The following is a 21,241-nucleotide window of genomic DNA, read 5'->3' as shown; positions in this document are numbered from 1 at the left end:
TAATCCAAGAGAGAGTACAATAATTTTTTTTGTGAGGAACGGATAATGAATTCAATTTTACATCGTGCCGTGGCGAGTTTTTACAACCTGATTTATGAAGGACAAGCATTTGCCTCAACCATGGCCCGAATTGATGCGGCTGAACAAGAACGGTATTTTGGCCGGGTAGAAGGGCTCAACTGGGTTTTAGACCGCTGTCAAGAATTAGAGGATGTGGATATGAACCTGACGACAGCCTCCCTTCAGAAGTTATTGGGGGACGTTAAGTCAGATCTGGAGCATGAACTCTCCATACAACGTAGGGAAAAAGGGCGTCGCGCGGATGGGAGAGAAGAAGCCCTAATTTTTGTAACTGATTACCTCGTCAGTTTAATCACTGCCACGGAAATCGAATCAACGAAAAGCCCTGTATAATTGCCTACCCATCAGTGTTGGGCCATTCCAGGAATGGTCCAAGCTCTGCTCTTTGTACTGAGTACTCGGAACTAACATGGGGTTGTCTCGAAAAACAATGGTCCGTGAGTGGATTATCCTAGCCTTATGTTTAGGGTTGGGGGCCCATGTGGCATTAGGATTTCTTCTGCATGGTGGACAAGATTGGCCGATTGAGTCGTATGGATATTATGGGATTTTTTTTGGAGTCTTTATCTATGTGGTAGTCCAGATTGGTCGATCACTATGGTGGTTTAAAAAAGGAGGTCGGAGTACCCAAGGTTTATAAAAAGTTTATTCCCAAAAAAATAATTACCGCTTTATTCTCAGAAAACGGTGAGGCTAAAGCCTTACATTGATGAGAGATCGGATTTTTCTATGGGAATGCCTTCTTCAATAAGCATAATGGGAATTTGATCACGAATGGGGTAGACCACAGTATTGTCTTTTCGAAGGAGTCCTCCATCAATTTGTTCAGTGACCAACTGACCTCCTTTCGTTTTCAATTCTCTTTTTGAGATTTTTTGATTCAGTCGTTGAACAACAGTTTGGTCCAATAAACCCACCTCTTGCTTTGTCTCCGGACAACAGAGTATTGCCAATAGGTCAGCAGCAATCTCACCTTTTCCTTTCGTTGTATCCTCAGGGCGCACCATCTGACTCCTTTCAATACATGCCAGCAACTAGACGAACTCTTCTCCCAATGAAGAGTAACACTGACCTTCTTTTGTAGCAAGAAAATTTCAGAAAATCCGGATTTGTAAGCACATACCTCATCGTGTCTCTGATGCTGCGGAGTGAGTAGGTTTTTGGTAGACTGCTCCCATTTCCTAGCTTCACCTATTTTATGTCTTATGCATGCCCTTTCTGACCATACTTTCAAACGGTATTTCCTGACTGGGTTATTTCTTATTATTCCAGCCTGGGGGACTTTATTGATCCTCTATACGCTACTCGAAGCTATAGAGCATATGACGGTAGACATTGTGTGGGCGTTATATGGCGTAAGGATTCCCGGCTCAGGGATCACCTTTTTTTGTCTTCTTGTCCTCTGGGTGGGCATGGGAACAACCCATTTACTTGGGCAGCAAATCCATCGAAAATTGGAAGATTCTTTGGAGCGTATTCCCTTTGTGCGTAGTATTTACTATACCCTTAAAAGTATGGCGGATGTCCTCAAGTTCCGCGATCGATTTGGTCAAAGCAAAGTCGTCGCATTTCCGTTTCCTCGTGAGGGGCTTTGGGCTTTAGGGTTTGACATGGGATTACCTCCACCTAGGCTGCAAGTTGCCCCCGAAGGACCTCTCATGATGGTCTTTGTTCCGACAGCCATCCATCCGTTTACCGGCTATCTGGCCTTTGTCCCAGAGGAAAGTGTGAATCGAATTCAGTTACCACCAGAAGAGGCAATGAAAATGGAGTTTTCAGCCGGACTCTACCGCCCTCGACCGGGATGGTTGTCACCAGCAAATGTTCCGACGAAGGATAGTTGATTTTGGAATGGCTATGTCATCCCGGGTGAAAATCAGACGGGCAACCATCTCTGATCTGAATACTATTGTAGGTTTCAATATGTCTTTAGCCAGGGAAACTGAAAATCGGGCATTAGATGTGCGGATTCTTGAGTCTGGTATAGAGGCCCTGCTCAAGGATTCTGGTAAGGGATGGTATGCAGTTGCAGAAAAGTCTCTTAATGGTGGCGAACTTATACTGGTTGGGCAGATACTGGTCACCTTTGAGTGGAGCGATTGGCGAAACGGGAATTTTTGGTGGCTTCAAAGTGTGTACGTGCATCCAGATCAGCGTCAACAGCAAATCTTTCGGCAGCTTTATGAGTATGTGCAAAGCCAAGCCTATTTGAACAAGGAACCCGTTTGTGGATATCGCCTCTATGTGGAAGAGAACAATCATCAGGCCCAGAAGGCTTATGCCAATCTAGGATTTCAAGAAACCGCCTACCATATGTATGAAAAAGAGTTTTCCTGGACATCCCCGTCCTTTCCCTAATCAATCGTGTAAATTTTTCGTCTCTGCTATGGGTGGATGGGCTGGAGGACAGGTAGGACTGACAATATGCGTTTTCCCAAATTGAAACAAGGCATTCAGGCCTATCTCGTTAGCATGTTAGGAATTGGCTTGGCATGGACTGCCTCTGCAGTATTGGCCAATACCTCTGCTACCCATGATTTAGTAGAATCCCGCCCCCGTGTGAAGGATCTTGGGATCACCATAGGCCGGTATGCTCAGGGGGAAATGAATGCCATCACCGATGTCCAAGGGGTGAAAGTGGGACATGTCACCATTCATGAAGGCGAGGGGGCCTTGCTGGTAGGTCAAGGCCCGGTTCGGACCGGTGTGACCGTTATTATCCCGCGTGAAGATGTTTGGCATCATAAAGTTCCAGCAGGAGCGTTTGTACTAAATGGGACAGGGGAAATGACGGGGTTGGCCTGGGTCGCGGAATCAGGGTTTTTAGAATATCCCATTGCGTTAACGAATACATTGAATGTCCCTCGTGTGGCAGATGGCGTCATGAGTTGGATGATTCAGCGCTATCCCGACATTGGGATAACTGATGATACGCTTACGCCTGTGGTGGCTGAATGCGACGATAGCCGGCTGAATGATAGTCAGGGAAGGCATGTGTCTCCGGAAGATGTGGTTCACGCCCTGGAAACGGCAACAAGAGGTCCTGTTCCAGAGGGGTCCATTGGGGCAGGGACGGGGATGGTGTCCTATCAATTTAAAGGCGGCATTGGTACCGCCTCTCGAGTGCTTCCATCTGAAGATGGAGGATATCGTGTCGGCGTGTTGGTGAATGCTAACCATGGCCGTCGTCATGAACTGACGATCGCAGGAGTGCCGGTGGGCCAAGTTTATAATACGGACCTGCCAAACGTTTCACACAAAGACTCCGAAGAATCGACCGTGTCAGCTCTGGGCAAGCTTCCGGGAGAGGTCCCCCCTCAAAGACGGCAGGACAGCGGGTCCATTATCATCATTATTGCGACGGATGCTCCGCTTGATGCACGCCAACTGTCTAGACTCTCCCGCCGGGCTACCTTGGGATTGGCGCGAACAGGGTCCATCTCCCATCACGGCAGTGGAGATTTTGTCCTGGCGTTTTCTACCGGCAATGTTATTCCTCATTATCCGGAACACCGGACATTTTTTATGGCTCATCTTGCCGATACCCATATCAATCCTTTATTTCAAGCAACGGTGGAGGCCACCGAAGAGGCCATTCTCAACGCCCTGCTGCAAGCCACAACGGTGACAGGAAGGGATGGGCGACGCTTTGAGGCAATCTCTATTGAAAGACTCCGTTCGATTTTAAATGCCTATGGTCGTCCAATTGAGTAAGCAATTAACGCCTAGGGTGAATGTACTTCGGTTGTATCGGGACGGGGTAGGAAAAGAGGGCAAAATTCACCAAATCTCTTTCATGGACATCGTTTGACGGGGATTGCTAGACTTCAAAACAATTGAATTATGATGCAGTGTCACGTTGCCCTTTCCCAAGAAGCTCATCCGGAAGTGGCCGCTCAGGCGGTAGCCGCATCAGTGTATGAGGCATTAGGCCAAGCGGAGTGTCATCTCGCATTTGTCTTTTTTTCTCCCCATTATTCCTCAGACATTCAGCGCATGGTCGAAATCATCCATGATAACCTTCGTCCTCAGGCACTGGTGGGGTGTATGGGGCAAGGGGTAATTGGAGGCGACCAGGAAATTGAAGAACATCCTGGTCTGGTACTCTGGGGCCTGAGAAGCACTGATATGCGAGTGGTGCCCTTCAAGTTAACGCCAAACTCAGAGGGTGAAGAAGCGTCACTAGATGGCTGGCCGGTGGCATTAGAAGCCATCACCCATCCTTACACTTTTTTCCTCTTTGCCGATCCGTTTTCTACCCCCATAGATGAATTATTGTCCCTGTTGGAGGAGCATGCTCCCGGCTCGTCCGCTATTGGAGGAATTGCCAGTGGAGGCATGGATGTCGGGGAAAGCCGCCTGGTCTTTAATCGGGACATTATTGGATCCGGGGTCGTAGGTGTGGCGGTTAAGGGTGGATTGGAAATCCGGACGGTGGTGTCTCAAGGGTGTCAACCTATTGGTGAACGGTATGTTGTGACCAAGGTCGATCGGAATGTCATTCAGGAGCTTGGGGGAATCCCGCCGTTGGAACGGTTGGAAACCACCTTGAAAGCGTTGGATGAACACGAACAACAACAAGCGGCGCACGGGCTGCAAGTGGGCATTGCTATGGATGAGCATCGCCCAGAATTCGGCCAAGGGGACTTTTTGATCCGCGGGCTGTTAGGGGCCGATCGACAATCTGGGAGTCTCGCCATCGCGGATTTTGTCCAGGAGGGCCAGACGATTCAGTTCCATGTTCGGGATGCTCATGCCGCGAGTGAAGATTTTCATTTACTCTTATCCAAGGAGCGAGTGACCCATCCGGACAGTCTGCCTAAGGGCGCGTTGTTATTTAGTTGTAATGGCCGTGGGCGGCGATTTTTCGAAACTCCTCACCATGATGTATCTACTCTGCAACAACAAATGGGGACCATGCCGATAGCGGGGTTCTTTGCGGGTGGAGAAATTGGCCCCGTGAGCGGGAAGAATTTTTTGCATGGCTATACGGCCAGTATGGCGCTGTTTTATGAAGAAATGCCTCGTTCATCAAAAATGGGTATGGTATCGGATACGCACACTAGCAAAGAGAGAGGTTCATGAAAAACGGTATGATGGTACAATCAGGTCTTCGATTACCCGTATTTATTATAGGATCTTGGATCCTCCTCCTCATTATATTTGTATTAAATCCTCTGTCTGGGAAGGCTGCGGAAGAAGCGATGGTGACCACGCCTTCTGGATTGCAGTATGTCGATCTCGCCATTGGTTCCGGGCGTGAAGCCCATGCGGGAGAAACCGCCATCGTCCATTATACGGGGACACTCACCGACGGAAAAAAATTCGATAGCTCTAAAGATCGTAATTCACCTTTTTCCTTTCGATTAGGGGCGGGCCAGGTGATTAAGGGTTGGGACGAGGGCGTCGAAGGGATGAAAATCGGCGGTATCCGCAAATTGGTCATCCCGCCTCAATTGGGATACGGTTCCCGTGGGGCCGGAGCCGCGGTTCCCCCCAATGCCACTCTCATCTTTGAAGTCGAATTGCTCGATCTGCGTTGATGAACGAAACCCCTCTCGTTTCCGCCCATCGTGCGCTCAATGCCAAGCTGGTGGATTTCGCCGGCTGGCTCATGCCTATTCAATATACTGGTGTTCTTGAGGAATATTTTGCGGTCAGGAAATCGGCTGGTTTCTTCGATGTCAGTCACATGGGACGCATCGAAGTATCAGGAGACCAGGCAGAAGCGTTTCTTCAATGGGTCAGTACCAATGACGTCAGTCGCCTCCAGAAAGGGCAGGCTCAATATGGCATGGTCTGCAAACCTTCTGGAGGCATTCTCGATGACGTGTTTGTTTATAGAACCGGGTCCTCCACGTTTTTGGTTTGCGTCAATGCCTCCAATCGGGAAAAGATGCTTCAATGGTTCTTGAAGCATCAGTCGGAAAAATTTCCGCGGGCGATGATTTGTGATCAATCAACAGAGTTGGCCCAAATTGCCATTCAAGGGCCCGCATCAAAAGCCATCATGCAAAACCTCATGGGGATGCAAATCGGAACCCTGAAGCCCAGGGATTGTTTGGCGCTGGAGGGCACGGAGTTTTCCGGCTTGCTTAGTCGAACCGGATATACCGGAGAGCTTGGATATGAGTGGTATGTGCCTGCGGCGCACGCGGCCTCCGCGTGGGATCGACTATTGAAGGCCGGAGCCGAATTCGAAGCCAAGCCCGCAGGGCTAGGGGCGCGGGATCTTTTGCGGTTGGACGTGGGCTACTTGCTGTATGGCAACGATATGGATGAGAACACATCCCCGCTGGAAGCCAATGCCGAGTGGGTAGTGGCCTGGGATAAAGGCGAGTTTCAAGGGCACCCTGCGCTACGCAAACAACAGAAGGATGGTCTCACTCGTCAGCTTGCTGCCTTTGAAATGGTGGAACGCGGTATTCCCCGCCACGACATGGCTATTTTCAGCAATGGACAATTGTTGGGTAAAGTCACCAGTGGAAATTTTTCGCCTATTCTGCAAAAAGGGATCGGCTTAGGATATGTGCCCCCTGCACTGTGCAAGGAAGGCATGTCGCTTGACATCGACATTCGTGGCAAACGGGTACAGGCCAGGATTGTCACGCCTCCGTTTTACAAACGTCCAAAATCTTAAAGCGCCATTGTATACATCATTCTGACTGAAACGAGAACTCCTTGTCGATCGAACATATCTACGCCGGAAAAGTCTTAATTCTCAACCGCGAAACGGTGAAATTGCCCAATGGGCAATCCACCCAATTGGAAGTCATTCGCCATCCAGGTGCCTCGGCTGTTGTGCCGGTCAAAGGTGACGGTACGGTTATCCTCATTCGGCAATTTCGCCATGCAGCGGGAGGATTTATTTATGAAATCCCCGCGGGAAAACTACATCCCCAGGAAGACCCGCTCATCTGTGCAGCACGCGAACTGGAGGAAGAGATTGGCTATCAGGCCGGTCGGTTGGAGTTGCTCACCAGTATTTGGACCGCTCCAGGATTTACGGATGAAGTCATCCATATCTATCGGGGAACGGATCTGAAGGAAGGACGCCAGAATTTGGACCACGATGAAGTGTTGGAAGTGGTGGAATGGCCGCTTGAAAAGGCGTTGGCCGGTATTCAGGACGGCACTATTCGCGATGCCAAAACCATCATCGGGTTGCAGCTCGTATATCTAGCCTCCCATCCTTCATCCGTCTAACCGGTTACAGATTGATCGAAAGCGTCAAGACTCCTCGCATTGGGTACACCCACCACACAATTAGGAAGAAAATTCCGGAACGCAGTTGAATCCCACAGTCCAATTTTTCAAAAGCCAGGTGTCTGGGCGTTGTTCTGATTTTTAATCAAGCAGGGGGATTAGGAGTGTCAGGGGCTCAAACTGTGAGGCAATCTACAGGATGGCGTCTTTGAGGATTAGAGTATTTATCCATCCAGGACGCTTGCCAAGGGCCGAGAAAGGCTATCTTCATAGGCGCTGGTTAATTCCACCCGGCCCAAATGGGGGGCCGGCCGTTGATGACGGCTCTCGCAACGGAAAGTGGGAGGTTCTCCCAAAATCGACATCAGATGATTGGCCAATTCCACTCTCGATACAGCCCGAGTGGCGGAAATATGCCGGATGCCTGTCTCAGTGCTTTGTGCGAATTTCATAACGCGTCTGGCCAGATCCGTCACCCATACAACTGAGCGAGATTCATCCTCAACAATGGTAATGGGTAGATGCTGTTGAGTGCGGTAACGAAGCCAATCCAAATGCCCTGTGCGCCCGTTCGGGGAAGGGCCAATCGCCAGACCCGTTCGAATGACCAGAGACTCGTGTCGATTCAAGACCAGCTTTTCTGCGTTGACACGGGTCTGACCGTACACACTAATGGGACATGGGGGAGAATATTCATGGTACTCCCCATCCCCGCCAAAAACATGATCCGAGGACACATACACCAATCGGACATGGGCTGGTAGTTTCTCCACCACCCGGCGGAGATGTTGGACATTCATTTCATGAGCCCAATCGGGGTCGGCTTCACACTTCGGCACATCACACACCGCATGGCAATACAACAGGACTTTCGGCTGATACTGAGCCAAGGTGCGTTCCACCCAATCTGGATTTTCCAATTGGAGGACCGGCCACTCACTAACTGATTTCGAAGAATTGCCAGGGGAGATAAAGGGCAGAATGGTTCCCGGAAATAATCTGGCCAGGTTGAAACCAAGAATGGAGGTCGCGCCGAAGAGGAGCGTGGAATGGGTCATCTGCACCGAGTTTTTGAGGCCATAGGATAAATCAGGACTGTTGCGATCTCCGGAAGCCACACAATTTAAAATGCCCAACCCACAAACGTGTATCGTTCCCCTTTCGTGACTTCTTTGACCTCATGTGGATACATAAAGTTCGAGGGAAAGACGAGCATATCCCCGGCTTTGAGTTTCACCTCATAGTCGGAAGAGAATAAAAATTCGCCCCCTTCATAACCCTCGTTCAGCACCCCTAAAAAGGACAAGATGGGGATGCCTTTATATTTCCCGTCAAAAATCGAATGGATATGATCGTAATGTTTCCTCATCATGGTCCCGGTGCGGTACCGGTTAAACCGTATGGGCGTGAAGGTTTGGATAAAACTTTTGATGCGTTCATCTTCTTGTCTCGCAAACTTCATCATATATTCTTCGACGGATTGGCAAATAAACGGGGCTAACGTATCCTGTAGGGCTTGGGTTGTATTGAGGGTATCTAATTCTTTTTCAGGCTCGGATTTAAAATTATCGGCTGAATAGTTATACCAGGTATGGGGCTTCCATTCCTTGTTTTTAATTTCCTCTAGAACTTCCTGGCAGACATGTTGAGGAATCACGTTGGTCACAAAAATATAATCCGATACCTTATCCATTGCCCCTCTCCTTGAAATTCAAATGTCTGACGCCGCCAGCGGAAGCTTGAAATGGCAACATCTGCACTTAATTCCGTAATCAGTATTTCCAATCCCTTTGGCCCAATGAAGTCCTAATACGATTGTAATCCCCTAATGGACTGTGTGGCCAGTCCTCAGATTTCCATCCATATAAATGTGATCCTGCCGGCCTTGCTGGATGGGCCTTTTTGGCCATCCTGCTTTGCTCATGGAAGGTCGTGAAGTTTTTGATCCTAAAAAGCTCTCAGAGAAAGTTTGAATTTTTCAACAGCTCGCTAGGGTTTGGCAACGTCTCACCCAACTGAGGCACTTTGTGAACCTTCACATTATGGAACTTTAAGCTGGGAAGCTTTGCTGCATCCCAGCCTTTAGAACTGGGATCTCTTCCGGAGTAGAAATGATAGGATTGAAATATGTTCGGGTGGTGTGAAGTGTTTCAATGCTCCGTCATGAACCATCCGGCGATGGAAAGGCGTGTATGGTCTCCTGCAAGAATGTCTACCCGGCAGACCCGATGTTGTCGAGGCACCGCGAAAATGACCAATGATCCCGGCAATGGAGGAATGCAATGTGTCACCTGTAATGACGTATTCTTTTTAGAGTTCGTGGGAGGACCATACAAGATAAGTTCCCCTCCCCAGTCCGGATGCCACTCCTCATGGAAATAGGTGACCAAGGCGAGACGACGAGTTGGCGGTCGACGACCCTCGGCATAGGTATAGAGGTCGTCGGTATCGTCGTGGGTTGGGAGACAATCACCCGCGCCATACGAATAATAGTTAAAATTAACATGTCGCTTTTTGATGTGTGGGAAGGATTCAACATAGGCGGCAATGCAGGACATTCCGACCCGTTGGATGAAGTAAGTAGCCTCAGAGTGGCCAATGTCCGATTTCTGCCAATTTCCGCAATTGGGAAAGGCTTGAGCCACGGGTGGCATATCGGCCAGGGCAATCCATTTTGATTGTGCCATGGCTTCCCGAACAACCTTCCGTTCTTCCTGACTCCAAAAATCTTCCAGGATCAACACCGGATCCTCGGCAAACGAAAATCGGTCAGGATGAAATTGAGAGAAATTGGATTTCATACTTCAGGGGCAATCAAAAGTTAGGAGTGGATGAAGAAAACTTGGAGATTTCTTTTAGCAAGTTTCTCATAGGGTATCAAATGAGAAATGAGAGGCATGTTCGGCATAAGAAGCCCTTTAAAGGCTCTGGGTGAAGAGATTGTGCCCCCGTCTCATCGCTAGAGACGTTTTCTCGTTTCTTGAGAAAACCAGGAGGTTGTAGGAAGGATGATAAATATTTCCTTAGGCATCTTCTAAATGCCTTGTTCTACAAGCATCACAAGGGATACGCCCCTTATCCATTTAGATAACTGAATTGGGACTTTCCTCACTCCTAATAGATAACGGGTAGAGCGCTAAGAAAATTTTACTTTTAATTTCAAGATGTTACTTCAAATAATTTATTGAAAGCTATGGCAGGAAGAGCTTGGCAATACTTTTGCTTATATAGGAAGTTGGGCGGAACTGGGACCAATTGATTGATAAACTTTTTATCAGGTAGCGATTCATGAACCTGGGAACGATAGGCGAGGTCGCAGGCCAAGGAGTGATCTCCGACACCTATGTGGCTATTCCATGGGCGTACCATATGAAAAAACCAATTCTATTAATTGAAGACGACCGGCCTTACAGGCAGGCCTTGCGTCTGTATTTGGAGAGTCACGGCTTTACAGCTAAGGAAGCCGAGGATGGTCGGGAGGCCTTAGTCTTGTTGGATGGAGGGCTCGACGTGGATATCATCATATCAGATTATCATATGCCCGTTATCAATGGGATCGATTTTCTCAAAGCCCTGTCCTATCGTGTGAAGGGACAGGATGTGCGAGTCATTCTCGTGAGTGGTAATATGACAAAGGAAATTGAAAAGGAAGCAAAACAAGCAGGGGCTTTTGCTCTTCTGTCAAAACCATTTGATTTTCAAGAGCTTCTGGCGTTGGTGTCCCGGGCAGGTAAACAATAGACTTCTCAAAGGCCTTTTGTGAGGAAATGGCATTAATTTCTTGACCATGAAATCCGACAACACCCACAAAAAATATACAATGTTACGTCGGGAGGAACGGTATCGAGACCCTGGTGAGGTGGATATGTGAAAGCGAAAATTTTACTTCTAGACGATAACTCCGAATTATGTTCAGCTTTGAGAGATCGGTTGGTAATGGAAGGGTATGACGTTCGGACGGCCTCCAATGGCCGACTAGGATTGAGGCTCTATCATGAGAGTCCTGTTGATCTGGTCATTACAGATGTGCTCATGCCTGAAATGGACGGGCTAGAAGTAATACGGGAACTTGCTGGGACACCTTCACCTCCATTGATAATTGCCATGTCGGGGGGTGGGAACCGTGATTTAGAATTTTTGGTAGAGGCGGCTGAGTTTGGTGCAACCCGCACACTCCCTAAACCCTTTCTCCTGAGTGATCTGGTGAGCCTTGTGAAAGAACTGCTGAGTACCCTGCCCCATTCATCGACATGAATCTTTTGTTCAACTCCGACGAGCGACGGGTGCAAAGATCCCATGAATCTGCAACAAGATGATCTCACGTACTGTGGTATGAAGACGAGAGCGAGGAAGGCCCCCTTCCTGAGGTGAACAGGGCAATGAGCCTAGTAGGCGAATGCTGAAATTGTGTAACAAGTGAAGTAGGTATTCGCAGTCTTGGCCCGGGATTCTTCCAAGGACTGCTCTGTGGAATCCTGCGGACAGAAGGGCTTTCCCAATGATTGACGCCCCCTTGCCCATTGCAATGTTGATGGGACGAAGTACAAACCCACCTGTAAACTTTTATTTCTAGGATGCCGAATAGGAAGGGTGACGGCTATTGCAGCTGACGGCCAAGTATTGTGGAAAGGACTGATTTCAGTCACCCTATACCATGAGGACTTCGTAAGGTGGAGTCAGAGACGAGAACCAGGGTAATCGGCAGAATTATGACGTCCAGAGTTGTGACCGTTGAGATGGATGATCCACTTGAGGTGGTCAAGGATATCTTCAAGAAAGTCCCCTTTCATCATCTACTCGTCGTGGACAATGACAAGCTAGTGGGAATAATTTCCGACCGGGATATGTTGAAAGCCGTCAGTCCGTTTGTCGGAACGATGTCGGAAACCACCCGGGATCGAGCGACCCTCAATAAACGTGTCCATCAAATTATGTCGCATCATCCGGTGACGGTTCGTTCATCCTGCTCTTTGCAGGAAGCGGCCGAACTAATGTTAGCCCGAGGGGTCTCTTGCCTCCCCATCACGACCATTGGTGGAGAAGTTTTGGGTGTTGTCACGTGGAAAGATGTGTTGAGAGCAATTCTGGATTCCCATGGTTTCACCGGTAATTCATAAGTATCTTCGCGTCGGTTTCGGTCGGTGGCGGGGGTGCCGCTTGTTCCTCATTTCACCGGGTTCTTTAGCCTCTGGATTCCCTTCGGTATACTGACCCTAGAATTTCCCATATCATTATGAATCTTGTTGACGAGGCAGGCGAGCCTGGTGAATTACAGGTATGTTAAGCCTAGAGTCTACAGAAAGGGAGGATAGGGATGGTCGATAAAAGCTTTATTCTTGAACTTGGCAAACTTTTGATCGGTGCCGCATGGGCTGATGGGAAACTGTCGTCCACCGAAGTGAACGGATTAAAAGAACTCTTGTTTCAATTGCCGGATATTTCCGGAGAGGAATGGATGGAATTGGAGCTGTATATGGTTTCCCCGGTGAGCGAGGAAGAACGGCAACGTCTTTTACATCGGGTGCTAGGACGTATGGGATCGGCAGAGGATAAAGCTCTGGCTTTAGCGACGCTTGGAAAGCTTCTGTCCTCAGAAACATCCGGTGGGGATCAACAAACAGAAGTGGTCCAACAGCTTAGGGCCGATCTTGAGGAGGGGAGTAGCGGGTTTTTAGAACATCTTCGACGACCATTTCGGCAAATATTGAATCTGCGGGGGCAGCGTTATACCGACGAGCATGATCGTGAAAGTCGATTGGAAGATTTCATTAAAAACACCATTTATTTCCAGGTCACGATGGAATTGCGTGATCGGGGCATCACCTTTGATCTCCCTGATACTGAGATTCGCAAGCTGTGTCTGGCGGCAGGATTGATGGCACGAGTAGCCGGCGTTGATCATGTGGTGGATTCAGTAGAAACCACGGCCATGAGTGCCGTACTTAAACGTCATTGGGCATTAACAGACGAACAGGCGCAACTGGTGGCGGAAATTAGTCATCACCGGATTTTCCGGGGGTTGGATAGCGTACGATTGGTGAAACGTTTTAAGGAATTAACGACGAGGACTGAACGGAAAGAGTTTCTCCATTGTTTATTTGAAGTGGCCAATGCGGCCGAACAGACTTCTTTTGAGGAGATTGAGGAAATTCGAAGCATTGCGAAAGGCATGGATCTCAGTCACCAGGATTTTCTTGATGCCAAGCTGACTATTCCGCGAGAAGATCGCAAGGGACTCTAGACAATATCTTTCCTCCGCTGTCATTCACAGTTTTTATCGGGAATCCATCTTGTCTTTTATAATGTCCTATCGATTATTGGTGATGCCGGGCCGAAAAGCGGCATGCGTCAACCCGGAAAAAGGGAGCAAAATCTTGTTCTCGGGGGCATTTCTCTAGCGAAGTTCTAGCAAAAATGGGGTTTGGGGGAGGAGAGGGAATTATTCCTTAGTACCAGATTCCCAGCGATCAATGACGGCTGCCCCGACGGCATCGCCCCAGACGTTGACGGTGGTCCTGCAACGATCTAAAAACCAATCCACCACCAAGATCAGGGAAATGCCTTCAATTGGCAGGTCCACGGCTTTGAGCACAATGACCATCGTTACGAGTCCGGCCTCTGGGATACCTGCAGCGCCTATCGCAGAGAGGGTGGCCGTGAGCAACACCACAATGGTTTCCCCTACACCCATTTCAATTCCATAGGTTTGTGCGATAAACATGGCGGCTACCGCTTCATAGAGTGCGGTCCCATTCATGTTGATGGTGGCTCCTAGGGGAACGACGAAACTCACGACCCGTCGAGAAACCTTTGCTTCCTCAATCAGGCGTTCCATCGTGAGGGGTAGGGTGGCCGAACTGGAGCTGGTTGAGAAGGCGGTCATCAGTGGGGTACTCATGGCTTTGGCATAAGCTGGAACGGAACGTTGACCGAGAAATCGTAAAGATAAAGGAAGTGTGACCAAGCCATGAATGGCTAAGGCAAGAAGCACTGTACCTACATAGGTTCCTAAACTCGCTAATTGGGGCCCGAATCCTGTGAACCCTCCGGCCTCCCCTAACCGCCCCGCTAACAAGGCGCCGATGCCTACCGGGGCGATCCACATGAGCAGGTGGACGATAGCCATCATAGCCTCGTTGATACCCTCAAAGACCCGAATGACTAACGTGCCTTTTTCGCCAATGGTGGTGAGGACGCCACCAAAGACTAAGGCAAAAACAATCAACGGCAAGATTTGTGTTTCGGCCATGGCTGCGAATAAATTTTTGGGGACTAAGCTCGAGAGGATGGATTTAAACAAATCACTCAGGGTCGTGGGTTTGTCTTCTATGCGTTCTGACAGGCTTGTGGTCTGTTCCGTTGGTGTCTCAGGGCCGGCTTGTTCGGTTGGGGTTCCAGGGTGAATGACGATGACCAAGATCAGGCCGACCAACACCGCCAGTCCAGTCGTGGTCATGAAAAATAGGATGGTGCGAAGGCCAATAGATCCGAGTTGCCGCACATCGCCTAAGCTGGCAATGCCGACAATCATTGAGCTCATGACCAAGGGGACGACGAGCGCGAACAAGGCTTGTAAAAACAGGTCACCGATAAAGGCGAGGCTCAATCCGATGGATGGTGCAAGCCCACCCAGGAGAATGCCGACGACAATGCCCGAAAGCATGCCAATGAGCAGATGGTGCGGGCTGGAGGCTTTCATGTGGTTGGATGCTGTTTCCCCATCACGAATAGGAACGGGCTATCCAATGGTCGATGAAAAGCCTAGAGGAAGTCTAGGATGAATAGGTGTCCATGGGTGGACAGGTGCATATCAGGTTCCGGTCTCCGTAAACATTATCAATCCTCGAAACAGATGGCCAGAATTTATGCTGCCGTAACCAGGGGGCTGGAAATGCCGCAGTTTCACGGGAATAGGGGTGCGGCCAGTCGGATTGGGCGATGGTCTCAATAGTATGGGGCGCATGTTTTAAAGGATTATTGTCACGGGGGAGACGACCTGCTTCAATTTCGGCAATTTCCTGGCGGATCAGGATGAGCGCATCGCAATACCGGTCTAACTCGGCCTTGGATTCACTTTCGGTTGGCTCGATCATCATGGTGCCGGGGACCGGCCATGAAATCGTGGGAGCATGGAATCCGAAATCCATGAGCCGTTTGGCCACATCTTCCACTTCAATGTCCGCTGATTTTTTGAAAGGGCGAAGATCTAAAATAAATTCGTGGGCCGCCATACCGTTTTTACCGGCAAAGAGCATCGAATAATATTTATCCAATTTGTTGGCCATATAGTTGGCATTGAGGATGGCCACTTGTGAGGCTTTGGTGAGTCCCTCTCCGCCCATGAGTTTAATGAAGACCCAAGAGATGGGAAGAATATTCGGGCTGCCATACGGGGCAGCGGCGATGGGGCCGATACCTTTTGGTCCTCCCACCTGTACCAGGGGATGACCTGGTAGAAAGGGTGCCAGGTGCGATGCGACGGCAATGGGGCCCATCCCTGGGCCTCCGCCACCGTGGGGGATACAAAAAGTTTTGTGCAGGTTGAGATGGCACACATCCGCCCCGAATGCAGCCGGATGCACCAAGCCAACCATGGCATTCATATTGGCGCCATCCAAATACACTTGGCCTCCATGCGTGTGCACGATTTCACAAACCTTGCGGATACCTTCTTCGAATACGCCATGGGTAGATGGGTAGGTCACCATTAAACAGGAGAGGGTGTCATGGTATTGGGCTGACTTGGCTTCTAAATCCTTAATATCGATGTTTCCATGGTTATCACAGGCGACAGGAACAACCTTCAATCCGGCGATGACCGCACTGGCGGGGTTGGTCCCGTGCGCGGAAACCGGAATAAGGCAGATATTCCGTCCTTTTTGCCCTCGCTCCTCATGATAGGCCCGAATGACCATCAATCCGGTATATTCTCCTTGAGAGCCGGCATTGGGTTGAAGTGAAACAGCCTCAAACCCGGTGATCTCGGCGAGCCAGGCCTCCAATTGCCGAAACAACAATTGATACCCTTGCGCTTGGTCACTGGGGGCAAAGGGGTGCATCCGACTGAATTCCGGCCATGTCACGGGAACCATCTCCGTTGTCGCATTGAGCTTCATGGTGCATGATCCCAATGGAATCATGGAGTGGACAAGGGAGAGGTCCTTCGATTGGAGCCGATACATATACCTGAGCAATTCGTGCTCGGAATGGTAGTCGTGAAAAACAGGGTGTGTGAGAAAAGGAGAATGGCGATGAAAGGTATTTGGGATGGAGGAACCGAGTTGTTCCGCCAGATCGTTTAAGGAGAAGGGAAGTGAGGTATTGTCGGTGAAAAGGGTCAGGAGCTGACTCACGTCTGTGATGGTGGTCGCTTCGTCCAACGCGATGCCAAAGGACCCATCTGGAAATTGTCGAAGATTGATGAAACTCTGCTGACCCTTCTTCATGATTTGGGACGGGCTCAGGTGCGGGCACCGAACCCGGAGGGTATCAAAAAAGGCATTGGAGTCGAGTTGACATCCCAGGCGACGAAGTCCTTCGGCTGTGAGCGCAGTGAGGTGATGAACATTGGTGGCGATGTTTTTTAATCCTTCTGGCCCATGGTAGACCGCATACATGCCGGCAATATTTGCCAGCAGCACTTGTGCGGTACAAATGTTACTCGTTGCTCGATCGCGCCGGATATGTTGCTCCCGGGTTTGGAGGGCCAAGCGATATGCCGTTTGGCCATGAGCGTCCTTGGATACTCCCACCATCCGGCCTGGGATGTTTCGTTTAAAAGAATCTTTTGTGGCCAGAAATGCCGCATGGGGACCGCCATAGCCCAGCGGAACCCCAAATCGTTGCGATGACCCCACCGCGATATCCGCTCCCCATTCTCCGGGTGGCACTAAGAGGGTAAGGGCGAGAAGATCCGTACTGACCACGACGAGTGCCCCGGCTTCATGCGCCTTCTGGACCAGGGCTTCATAGGAGCGAAGCGTGCCGTCAGTGGACGGATAGGAGAGGAGAATGCCGAAGGTCTCGTCGTTTGAAAAATCTAAGGTATCTGGATTTCCTATGGTAATTGAGATATTCAATGGCTTGGCCCGAGTCTGTAGGACGCCAATGATTTGCGGGTGACAATCCTCCGCGACGAAAAATGTACGTCCCTGCAGGGTGCTGAGTGCCCGACACATACTCATGGCTTCCGCCGCGGCCGTGGCTTCGTCTAGCAGTGAGGCATTTGCCAGGGGAAGCGCAGTCAGATCGGCGACCATGGTTTGGAAATTGAGTAATGCCTCCAATCGTCCCTGGGCAATTTCCGCTTGATAAGGCGTATATTGGGTATACCAGGCGGGATTTTCCAGAATATTCCGTCCAATCACCGGGGGGGTCAGACAATCGTAATAACCCATGCCGAGAAATGATCGATAGACCTGATTACGTGCGCTGAGGTGGCGGAGTTCAGCAAGCACCTCTTCTTCCGATTGTGCTGCGGGCAAATCCAAAGATCGGGCGAGGCGAATTTCCTGCGGAACCGTGGCTTGCATTAGGGCATTGAGTGAAGAGAGCCCCAACGCTCCCAACATTTCTTGAATTTGGCTCTCACTTGATCCGATATGGCGGTGGGCGAACGTGGTCATGCCTGGCTACACCTCATGTGATGTGAAGGTTATCCCTCAAGCGGATGGGAAATTCGTTGCGATAACCGTATTGAGGAAATGATGATTTCTAGTTTTAGACCAATGGTGAAAAACTTCGAGAGGTATTCCGAAAGAAAACATAACTGACAAATGTGTCTCTCATGAATAGAGAAAGAGATAAGTCAATATCTTCGAAGATTATCATGTTTATGATGAATCCGCAAAATTTCAATGCCACCAAATGTTATTGATGTGATTGATTACCAGGTGTTAAAAAATGAACGCGACCAGAATAAGGGACGCTCAGAAAGGGGCGCCAAACATCCCCTGCTTGTCCGGAGGAGTCGTCCAGGAAGGAGCCTGATCGAATGTGTTGCAGATATTGACGGACATACGGTAAAGACAAAGTGGAGGATTCATAAGATTTATATCTTGAAGAGAGGAATGTGATGATTGTTCTCTCAAATATACACAAACTCTATGATGGGACGTCCGCAACATCCAGGTCTATTCACGAACGAGTTGATGTGTGGATAGATGATGGAACCATCAAGGCCGTTTCTCCTCATAACCCCGCTCGTCCTCAGGGATCTGATGTCCACCGGATCGACTGTGCAACCTATACCGTCACTCCAGGACTTATCGACTGTCATGGGCATGTGACACTTTGGGGAGTGGGAAGTGCTGAACTGGACCGAATGAATTCACCGGAAGCCCCGTTTTGGGCTGAACGTATCTTATATCGCACCCTCGTTCAGGGAGGCGTGACGACCCTGCGTGATGTGGGTGGAGCCACCTCTGTTCTGAAACGACTCGTGGATCAGGGGGTGATGTTGGGTCCACGTCTCAAGTTGGCCATTTGCATGCTCTCCACTACTGGAGGGCATGCGGATTTTCGAGGGCCGGACCGGTGCTGTGGGGAGCTTTCCCGTTTGTGGCCTGCTGGTCCCGGTCGTCCGTCCAGTATCGTCGATGGGCCGTGGGAATGCCGAAAGCGGGTAAGAGAGATTGCCGCCTGCGGGGGCGATCTTGTGAAAATTTGTGCCAGCCCGGGTGTGGTGTCTCCTACCGACCATTTGGAACATCGGGATTTTACTCTTGAGGAAATGGAAGCGATCTGTGACGAAGCGGCTGGGCGGGGGATGTATGTGGCGGCCCATGCCCATAGTCGAAATGGCATCAAGTTGGCCATTCAGGCTGGAGTGAAGGATATCCAACACATTTCATTTATGAATGAGGACCTGGCCGAATTGGCCTATGCGAAGGGGTGTGTGGTGACTCCGACTGCATGGGTAGGGCAAAAATTGGCTCAGTCAGAGGGGTTCAATGCCTTCATTCGCGCCAAAGTTCAGCAGGTGGCCGAGAGCCATGCTCAGGCAGTCAAATCTGCGCAAGCTAGCGGGCTCAAATTGTTGGCTGGCACTGATCCGGTATTACCCGATATGCATGGCCGGAATTACATGGAGTTGGTGGCATTGATCGCAGAGGGCATACCGCCTCTGGCGGCATGGTTCGGAGCGACGGGGTTGGCGGCGGATCAACTTGGACAAACCGATACAGGAACACTATTGGAAGGGAAACGCGCCGATATTTTGATCTGCAGGGAAGATGTGGTGGAGGATCCGTCACGATTTGAATACGGAGCCCTTCTTGAGGTGTTAAAAGATGGCTGGGGTTATCGCAATGGACTTTCGGGTATGAGGCAACGGACCTTTCCGGATTGCGTGGAGTTGGCCCTCGAGTCAAGCTCTTCGTGAGGCTCTTCTTCAGAGCAGGATTGAACGTGTCTTAGGCCAATGATTCGGTATCAGTCTTGGGTGTAGGCGCTATATCATCCCCAGTTTCAGCGACTTCTTCCATGTCCACAATGAGTTCGCCCTTCGGAGAATAAAATCCCTGTCCGTCGATTTGCACAATGCCATTGCAGTTTTCTTGAAAAAATTCCAGAATCCATCCGTTAAAATCATAGCCCTCATCAGTCATATCTTTTTTCACCAATTGAGTGGTGGCAATGAAGCGGGCTTTTGAAATACATTCCCGGGCAATCCCGGCTTCGATATCATCAAAGACAGATATGCGGTTGAAAAATGAGGTTTTTTCTCCCTCAAACACGTCCTGATAGGTACCCCGGTCACGCAAGCAAAATAAGCGGATGGGCTTTCTCTCCCGGCTATACCCAAGGGATACATGGAGCCAGTCCCAATCTTCCAGGGCGGCCGGGTCCATTTTGGGAATGAGTGGAACCTGATTTTTGGATTTGAGAAAGTCCAGAAGCAACTTCAGGGGTGGGCTATCCTCCCGCGTGCAAAACACCCTGGAATATATCAGTTCTTCTTGTTCTGAGGATTCTGATTGTTTGGGGAATGGGATAACAGGTAATTCTTTTGCCATGATCGATGCCTCGTGTGTGTTGTGCCAATTGCACGAATGATTAAAGTATGTAAAATGGGTCTTTCGGCTACTTTACCGTGACAAAAGCCGAGGCAGCAAGACAGAAAAGTCATTGGGAAACTTATGACAAAAGAATATTCGCCGCACTGGGCTTGTTTTTTGTTGACAGTTTTTGAGGCATTCGGTAGACTCTGCCGCCGTTGTGACAGAAGGGAGAGGTGTTCCCGCGTTAAACCCTTCTTCCAAAATGACAGACAAGGCAACCCTTCCTTGGAATTTTAGAATCAACAAATGGTGTCTCTTACTAAAACAATTCAAATGAGGAGGAAATGTGTATGGGAAAGGCCATGACAAAGTCGCAGATTGCCGATCACCTGGCTAAAAAAGCGGATGTTACCAAGAAAATTGCCACGCAAATTCTTGATGATTTTGCTGCGTTGGCTTACAAGGAAGCCAAAAATGCGTTTGTGGTACCTGGAATCGGCAAGTTGGTCCTTGCACACCGAAAAGCCAGAATGGGCAGAAATCCCCAAACTGGAGCTGCGATTAAAATCCCAGCCAAACGTGTCGTGAAGTTCCGCGTAGCCAAGGCGGCTAAAGATGCGATCTTGGGGGTTAAAAAGTAACGTTACCCTTCTCAAGGCATGATCCTGTCGGCTTTCCCCTCTCTAAGCCGGTTGGTTTGAATGAATGAAAAGGCGTGGCCCTGCCTTTTTATTTTGAATTTCTCTCAACAGCCGAGTCCAGATGTCTGGACTCGGCTGTTGTGTTTTTAGGCCGAGTGGGCTCCGGACAGACCAATGTGAATGGGACGCTGTTCAGACTGAATGTCGCAACAGCCTTTCGATCCGATGAGGTCTTTCTGATCCTTGTCAGAGAAATGGTGTAATCTTGCTAAGGCGCGTTTACCGGTCATAGGTTTTCAGGCAGGGACAAGC

The 21,241-nt window shown here is 49.6% G+C and carries 23 protein-coding genes; 16 read left to right on the top strand and 7 right to left on the bottom strand.

What is annotated here, in order from left to right; genetic code table 11:
- The first annotated feature begins 45 nt into the window (after nt 1–45).
- Nucleotides 46–414: a hypothetical protein gene (locus PQG83_RS14415; RefSeq protein ID WP_312645104.1), complete on the top strand. Its 369-nt coding sequence runs from the start codon at nt 46–48 to the stop codon at nt 412–414.
- 76 nt (nt 415–490) lie between these two features.
- Entirely contained in the window at nt 491–721 is a 231-nt protein-coding gene (locus tag PQG83_RS14410) for a hypothetical protein (RefSeq protein WP_312742402.1), read from the top strand.
- A 61-nt stretch (nt 722–782) separates the two neighbouring features.
- Here PQG83_RS14410 and PQG83_RS14405 read toward each other — a convergent pair whose 3' ends face one another.
- Complete coding sequence (locus PQG83_RS14405; protein ID WP_312742400.1) at nt 783–1,088, bottom strand: Trm112 family protein; 306 nt, start codon at nt 1,086–1,088, stop codon at nt 783–785.
- A 315-nt stretch (nt 1,089–1,403) separates the two neighbouring features.
- Here PQG83_RS14405 and PQG83_RS14400 point away from each other — a divergent pair, with 315 nt between their 5' ends.
- The 7 genes from PQG83_RS14400 (at nt 1,404) to PQG83_RS14370 (ending at nt 7,287) form a co-directional block, all read left to right on the top strand.
- The gene (locus tag PQG83_RS14400) at nt 1,404–1,925 is read left to right on the top strand and encodes a DUF502 domain-containing protein (RefSeq protein ID WP_312742397.1); all 522 of its coding nucleotides are present in this window, start codon (nt 1,404–1,406) and stop codon (nt 1,923–1,925) included.
- Nucleotides 1,926–1,932: 7 nt separating this feature from the next.
- Complete coding sequence (locus PQG83_RS14395; protein ID WP_312742394.1) at nt 1,933–2,439, top strand: GNAT family N-acetyltransferase; 507 nt, start codon at nt 1,933–1,935, stop codon at nt 2,437–2,439.
- A 66-nt stretch (nt 2,440–2,505) separates the two neighbouring features.
- A complete protein-coding gene (locus PQG83_RS14390) occupies nt 2,506–3,795 on the top strand; it encodes a DmpA family aminopeptidase (protein ID WP_312742391.1) in 1,290 nt (429 codons plus the stop codon).
- 129 nt (nt 3,796–3,924) lie between these two features.
- Complete coding sequence (locus tag PQG83_RS14385) at nt 3,925–5,166, top strand: FIST signal transduction protein (protein WP_312742389.1); 1,242 nt, start codon at nt 3,925–3,927, stop codon at nt 5,164–5,166.
- A 119-nt stretch (nt 5,167–5,285) separates the two neighbouring features.
- The gene (locus tag PQG83_RS14380) at nt 5,286–5,624 is read left to right on the top strand and encodes an FKBP-type peptidyl-prolyl cis-trans isomerase (RefSeq protein WP_376753596.1); all 339 of its coding nucleotides are present in this window, start codon (nt 5,286–5,288) and stop codon (nt 5,622–5,624) included.
- On the top strand, nt 5,624–6,721 hold the full coding sequence (gene gcvT, locus PQG83_RS14375) for a glycine cleavage system aminomethyltransferase GcvT (RefSeq protein ID WP_312742385.1): 1,098 nt from the start codon (nt 5,624–5,626) through the stop codon (nt 6,719–6,721). The genes PQG83_RS14380 and gcvT overlap by 1 nt, the downstream gene beginning before the upstream one ends.
- A 41-nt stretch (nt 6,722–6,762) precedes the next feature.
- A complete protein-coding gene (locus PQG83_RS14370; protein ID WP_312742384.1) occupies nt 6,763–7,287 on the top strand; it encodes an NUDIX hydrolase in 525 nt (174 codons plus the stop codon).
- Between the two features lie 224 nt (nt 7,288–7,511).
- On the opposite strand, the gene PQG83_RS14365 is transcribed toward PQG83_RS14370, so the two are convergent.
- From PQG83_RS14365 to PQG83_RS14355, 3 genes are all read right to left on the bottom strand, one after another.
- Nucleotides 7,512–8,405, bottom strand: a complete 894-nt coding sequence (locus PQG83_RS14365; RefSeq protein ID WP_312742381.1) for an SDR family oxidoreductase — start codon at nt 8,403–8,405, stop codon at nt 7,512–7,514.
- Nucleotides 8,406–8,410: 5 nt separating this feature from the next.
- Nucleotides 8,411–8,980, bottom strand: a complete 570-nt coding sequence (locus PQG83_RS14360; RefSeq protein ID WP_312742379.1) for a 2OG-Fe(II) oxygenase — start codon at nt 8,978–8,980, stop codon at nt 8,411–8,413.
- Between the two features lie 457 nt (nt 8,981–9,437).
- Complete coding sequence (locus tag PQG83_RS14355; protein WP_312742377.1) at nt 9,438–10,088, bottom strand: 2OG-Fe(II) oxygenase; 651 nt, start codon at nt 10,086–10,088, stop codon at nt 9,438–9,440.
- Between the two features lie 568 nt (nt 10,089–10,656).
- Between PQG83_RS14355 and PQG83_RS14350 the strand changes: the two genes are divergently transcribed.
- From PQG83_RS14350 to PQG83_RS14335, 4 genes are all read left to right on the top strand, one after another.
- Nucleotides 10,657–11,028, top strand: coding sequence for a response regulator (locus PQG83_RS14350; RefSeq protein WP_312742374.1), 372 nt, complete (start codon nt 10,657–10,659; stop codon nt 11,026–11,028).
- 126 nt (nt 11,029–11,154) lie between these two features.
- Nucleotides 11,155–11,541, top strand: coding sequence for a response regulator (locus PQG83_RS14345; RefSeq protein WP_312742371.1), 387 nt, complete (start codon nt 11,155–11,157; stop codon nt 11,539–11,541).
- A gap of 455 nt (nt 11,542–11,996) precedes the next feature.
- A complete protein-coding gene (locus PQG83_RS14340) occupies nt 11,997–12,404 on the top strand; it encodes a CBS domain-containing protein (RefSeq protein WP_312742368.1) in 408 nt (135 codons plus the stop codon).
- A 197-nt stretch (nt 12,405–12,601) separates the two neighbouring features.
- Nucleotides 12,602–13,528, top strand: coding sequence for a tellurite resistance TerB family protein (locus tag PQG83_RS14335; RefSeq protein WP_312742367.1), 927 nt, complete (start codon nt 12,602–12,604; stop codon nt 13,526–13,528).
- Between the two features lie 198 nt (nt 13,529–13,726).
- Here the strand turns inward: PQG83_RS14335 and PQG83_RS14330 are convergent, their stop codons facing one another.
- Complete coding sequence (locus PQG83_RS14330) at nt 13,727–14,986, bottom strand: dicarboxylate/amino acid:cation symporter (protein ID WP_312742366.1); 1,260 nt, start codon at nt 14,984–14,986, stop codon at nt 13,727–13,729.
- Between the two features lie 73 nt (nt 14,987–15,059).
- Complete coding sequence (gene gcvP / locus PQG83_RS14325; protein ID WP_312742365.1) at nt 15,060–17,912, bottom strand: aminomethyl-transferring glycine dehydrogenase; 2,853 nt, start codon at nt 17,910–17,912, stop codon at nt 15,060–15,062.
- A 449-nt stretch (nt 17,913–18,361) separates the two neighbouring features.
- On the opposite strand from gcvP, the gene PQG83_RS14320 reads away from it, so the two are divergent.
- A complete protein-coding gene (locus tag PQG83_RS14320) occupies nt 18,362–19,669 on the top strand; it encodes a metal-dependent hydrolase family protein (RefSeq protein ID WP_312742363.1) in 1,308 nt (435 codons plus the stop codon).
- Between the two features lie 31 nt (nt 19,670–19,700).
- Here the strand turns inward: PQG83_RS14320 and PQG83_RS14315 are convergent, their stop codons facing one another.
- Complete coding sequence (locus PQG83_RS14315) at nt 19,701–20,303, bottom strand: hypothetical protein (protein ID WP_312742360.1); 603 nt, start codon at nt 20,301–20,303, stop codon at nt 19,701–19,703.
- A 335-nt stretch (nt 20,304–20,638) separates the two neighbouring features.
- Here PQG83_RS14315 and PQG83_RS14310 point away from each other — a divergent pair, with 335 nt between their 5' ends.
- Nucleotides 20,639–20,929, top strand: coding sequence for an HU family DNA-binding protein (locus tag PQG83_RS14310; RefSeq protein ID WP_312645035.1), 291 nt, complete (start codon nt 20,639–20,641; stop codon nt 20,927–20,929).
- 74 nt (nt 20,930–21,003) lie between these two features.
- Nucleotides 21,004–21,192: a hypothetical protein gene (locus PQG83_RS14305; protein ID WP_312742357.1), complete on the top strand. Its 189-nt coding sequence runs from the start codon at nt 21,004–21,006 to the stop codon at nt 21,190–21,192.
- Nucleotides 21,193–21,241: the final 49 nt, after the last annotated feature.

This window comes from Candidatus Nitrospira neomarina (assembly GCF_032051675.1).
GTDB classification, from domain to species: domain Bacteria; phylum Nitrospirota; class Nitrospiria; order Nitrospirales; family UBA8639; genus Nitrospira_E; species Nitrospira_E neomarina.
Note: the sequence above shows the minus strand (reverse complement) of the source record. Positions and strands in the feature narration are given on the sequence as shown.

Coding starts and splice junctions, on each gene's coding strand:
- PQG83_RS14415 (WP_312645104.1), top strand. CDS start 46: ATGAATTCAATTTTACATCGTGCCGTGGCGAGTTTTTACAACCTGATT.
- PQG83_RS14410 (WP_312742402.1), top strand. CDS start 491: ATGGGGTTGTCTCGAAAAACAATGGTCCGTGAGTGGATTATCCTAGCC.
- PQG83_RS14405 (WP_312742400.1), bottom strand. CDS start 1,088: ATGGTGCGCCCTGAGGATACAACGAAAGGAAAAGGTGAGATTGCTGCT.
- PQG83_RS14400 (WP_312742397.1), top strand. CDS start 1,404: ATGACGGTAGACATTGTGTGGGCGTTATATGGCGTAAGGATTCCCGGC.
- PQG83_RS14395 (WP_312742394.1), top strand. CDS start 1,933: ATGGCTATGTCATCCCGGGTGAAAATCAGACGGGCAACCATCTCTGAT.
- PQG83_RS14390 (WP_312742391.1), top strand. CDS start 2,506: ATGCGTTTTCCCAAATTGAAACAAGGCATTCAGGCCTATCTCGTTAGC.
- PQG83_RS14385 (WP_312742389.1), top strand. CDS start 3,925: ATGATGCAGTGTCACGTTGCCCTTTCCCAAGAAGCTCATCCGGAAGTG.
- PQG83_RS14380 (WP_376753596.1), top strand. CDS start 5,286: ATGGTGACCACGCCTTCTGGATTGCAGTATGTCGATCTCGCCATTGGT.
- gcvT (WP_312742385.1), top strand. CDS start 5,624: ATGAACGAAACCCCTCTCGTTTCCGCCCATCGTGCGCTCAATGCCAAG.
- PQG83_RS14360 (WP_312742379.1), bottom strand. CDS start 8,980: ATGGATAAGGTATCGGATTATATTTTTGTGACCAACGTGATTCCTCAA.
- PQG83_RS14355 (WP_312742377.1), bottom strand. CDS start 10,088: ATGAAATCCAATTTCTCTCAATTTCATCCTGACCGATTTTCGTTTGCC.
- PQG83_RS14350 (WP_312742374.1), top strand. CDS start 10,657: ATGAAAAAACCAATTCTATTAATTGAAGACGACCGGCCTTACAGGCAG.
- PQG83_RS14340 (WP_312742368.1), top strand. CDS start 11,997: ATGACGTCCAGAGTTGTGACCGTTGAGATGGATGATCCACTTGAGGTG.
- PQG83_RS14335 (WP_312742367.1), top strand. CDS start 12,602: ATGGTCGATAAAAGCTTTATTCTTGAACTTGGCAAACTTTTGATCGGT.
- PQG83_RS14330 (WP_312742366.1), bottom strand. CDS start 14,986: ATGAAAGCCTCCAGCCCGCACCATCTGCTCATTGGCATGCTTTCGGGC.
- gcvP (WP_312742365.1), bottom strand. CDS start 17,912: ATGACCACGTTCGCCCACCGCCATATCGGATCAAGTGAGAGCCAAATT.
- PQG83_RS14320 (WP_312742363.1), top strand. CDS start 18,362: ATGATTGTTCTCTCAAATATACACAAACTCTATGATGGGACGTCCGCA.
- PQG83_RS14315 (WP_312742360.1), bottom strand. CDS start 20,303: ATGGCAAAAGAATTACCTGTTATCCCATTCCCCAAACAATCAGAATCC.
- PQG83_RS14310 (WP_312645035.1), top strand. CDS start 20,639: ATGGGAAAGGCCATGACAAAGTCGCAGATTGCCGATCACCTGGCTAAA.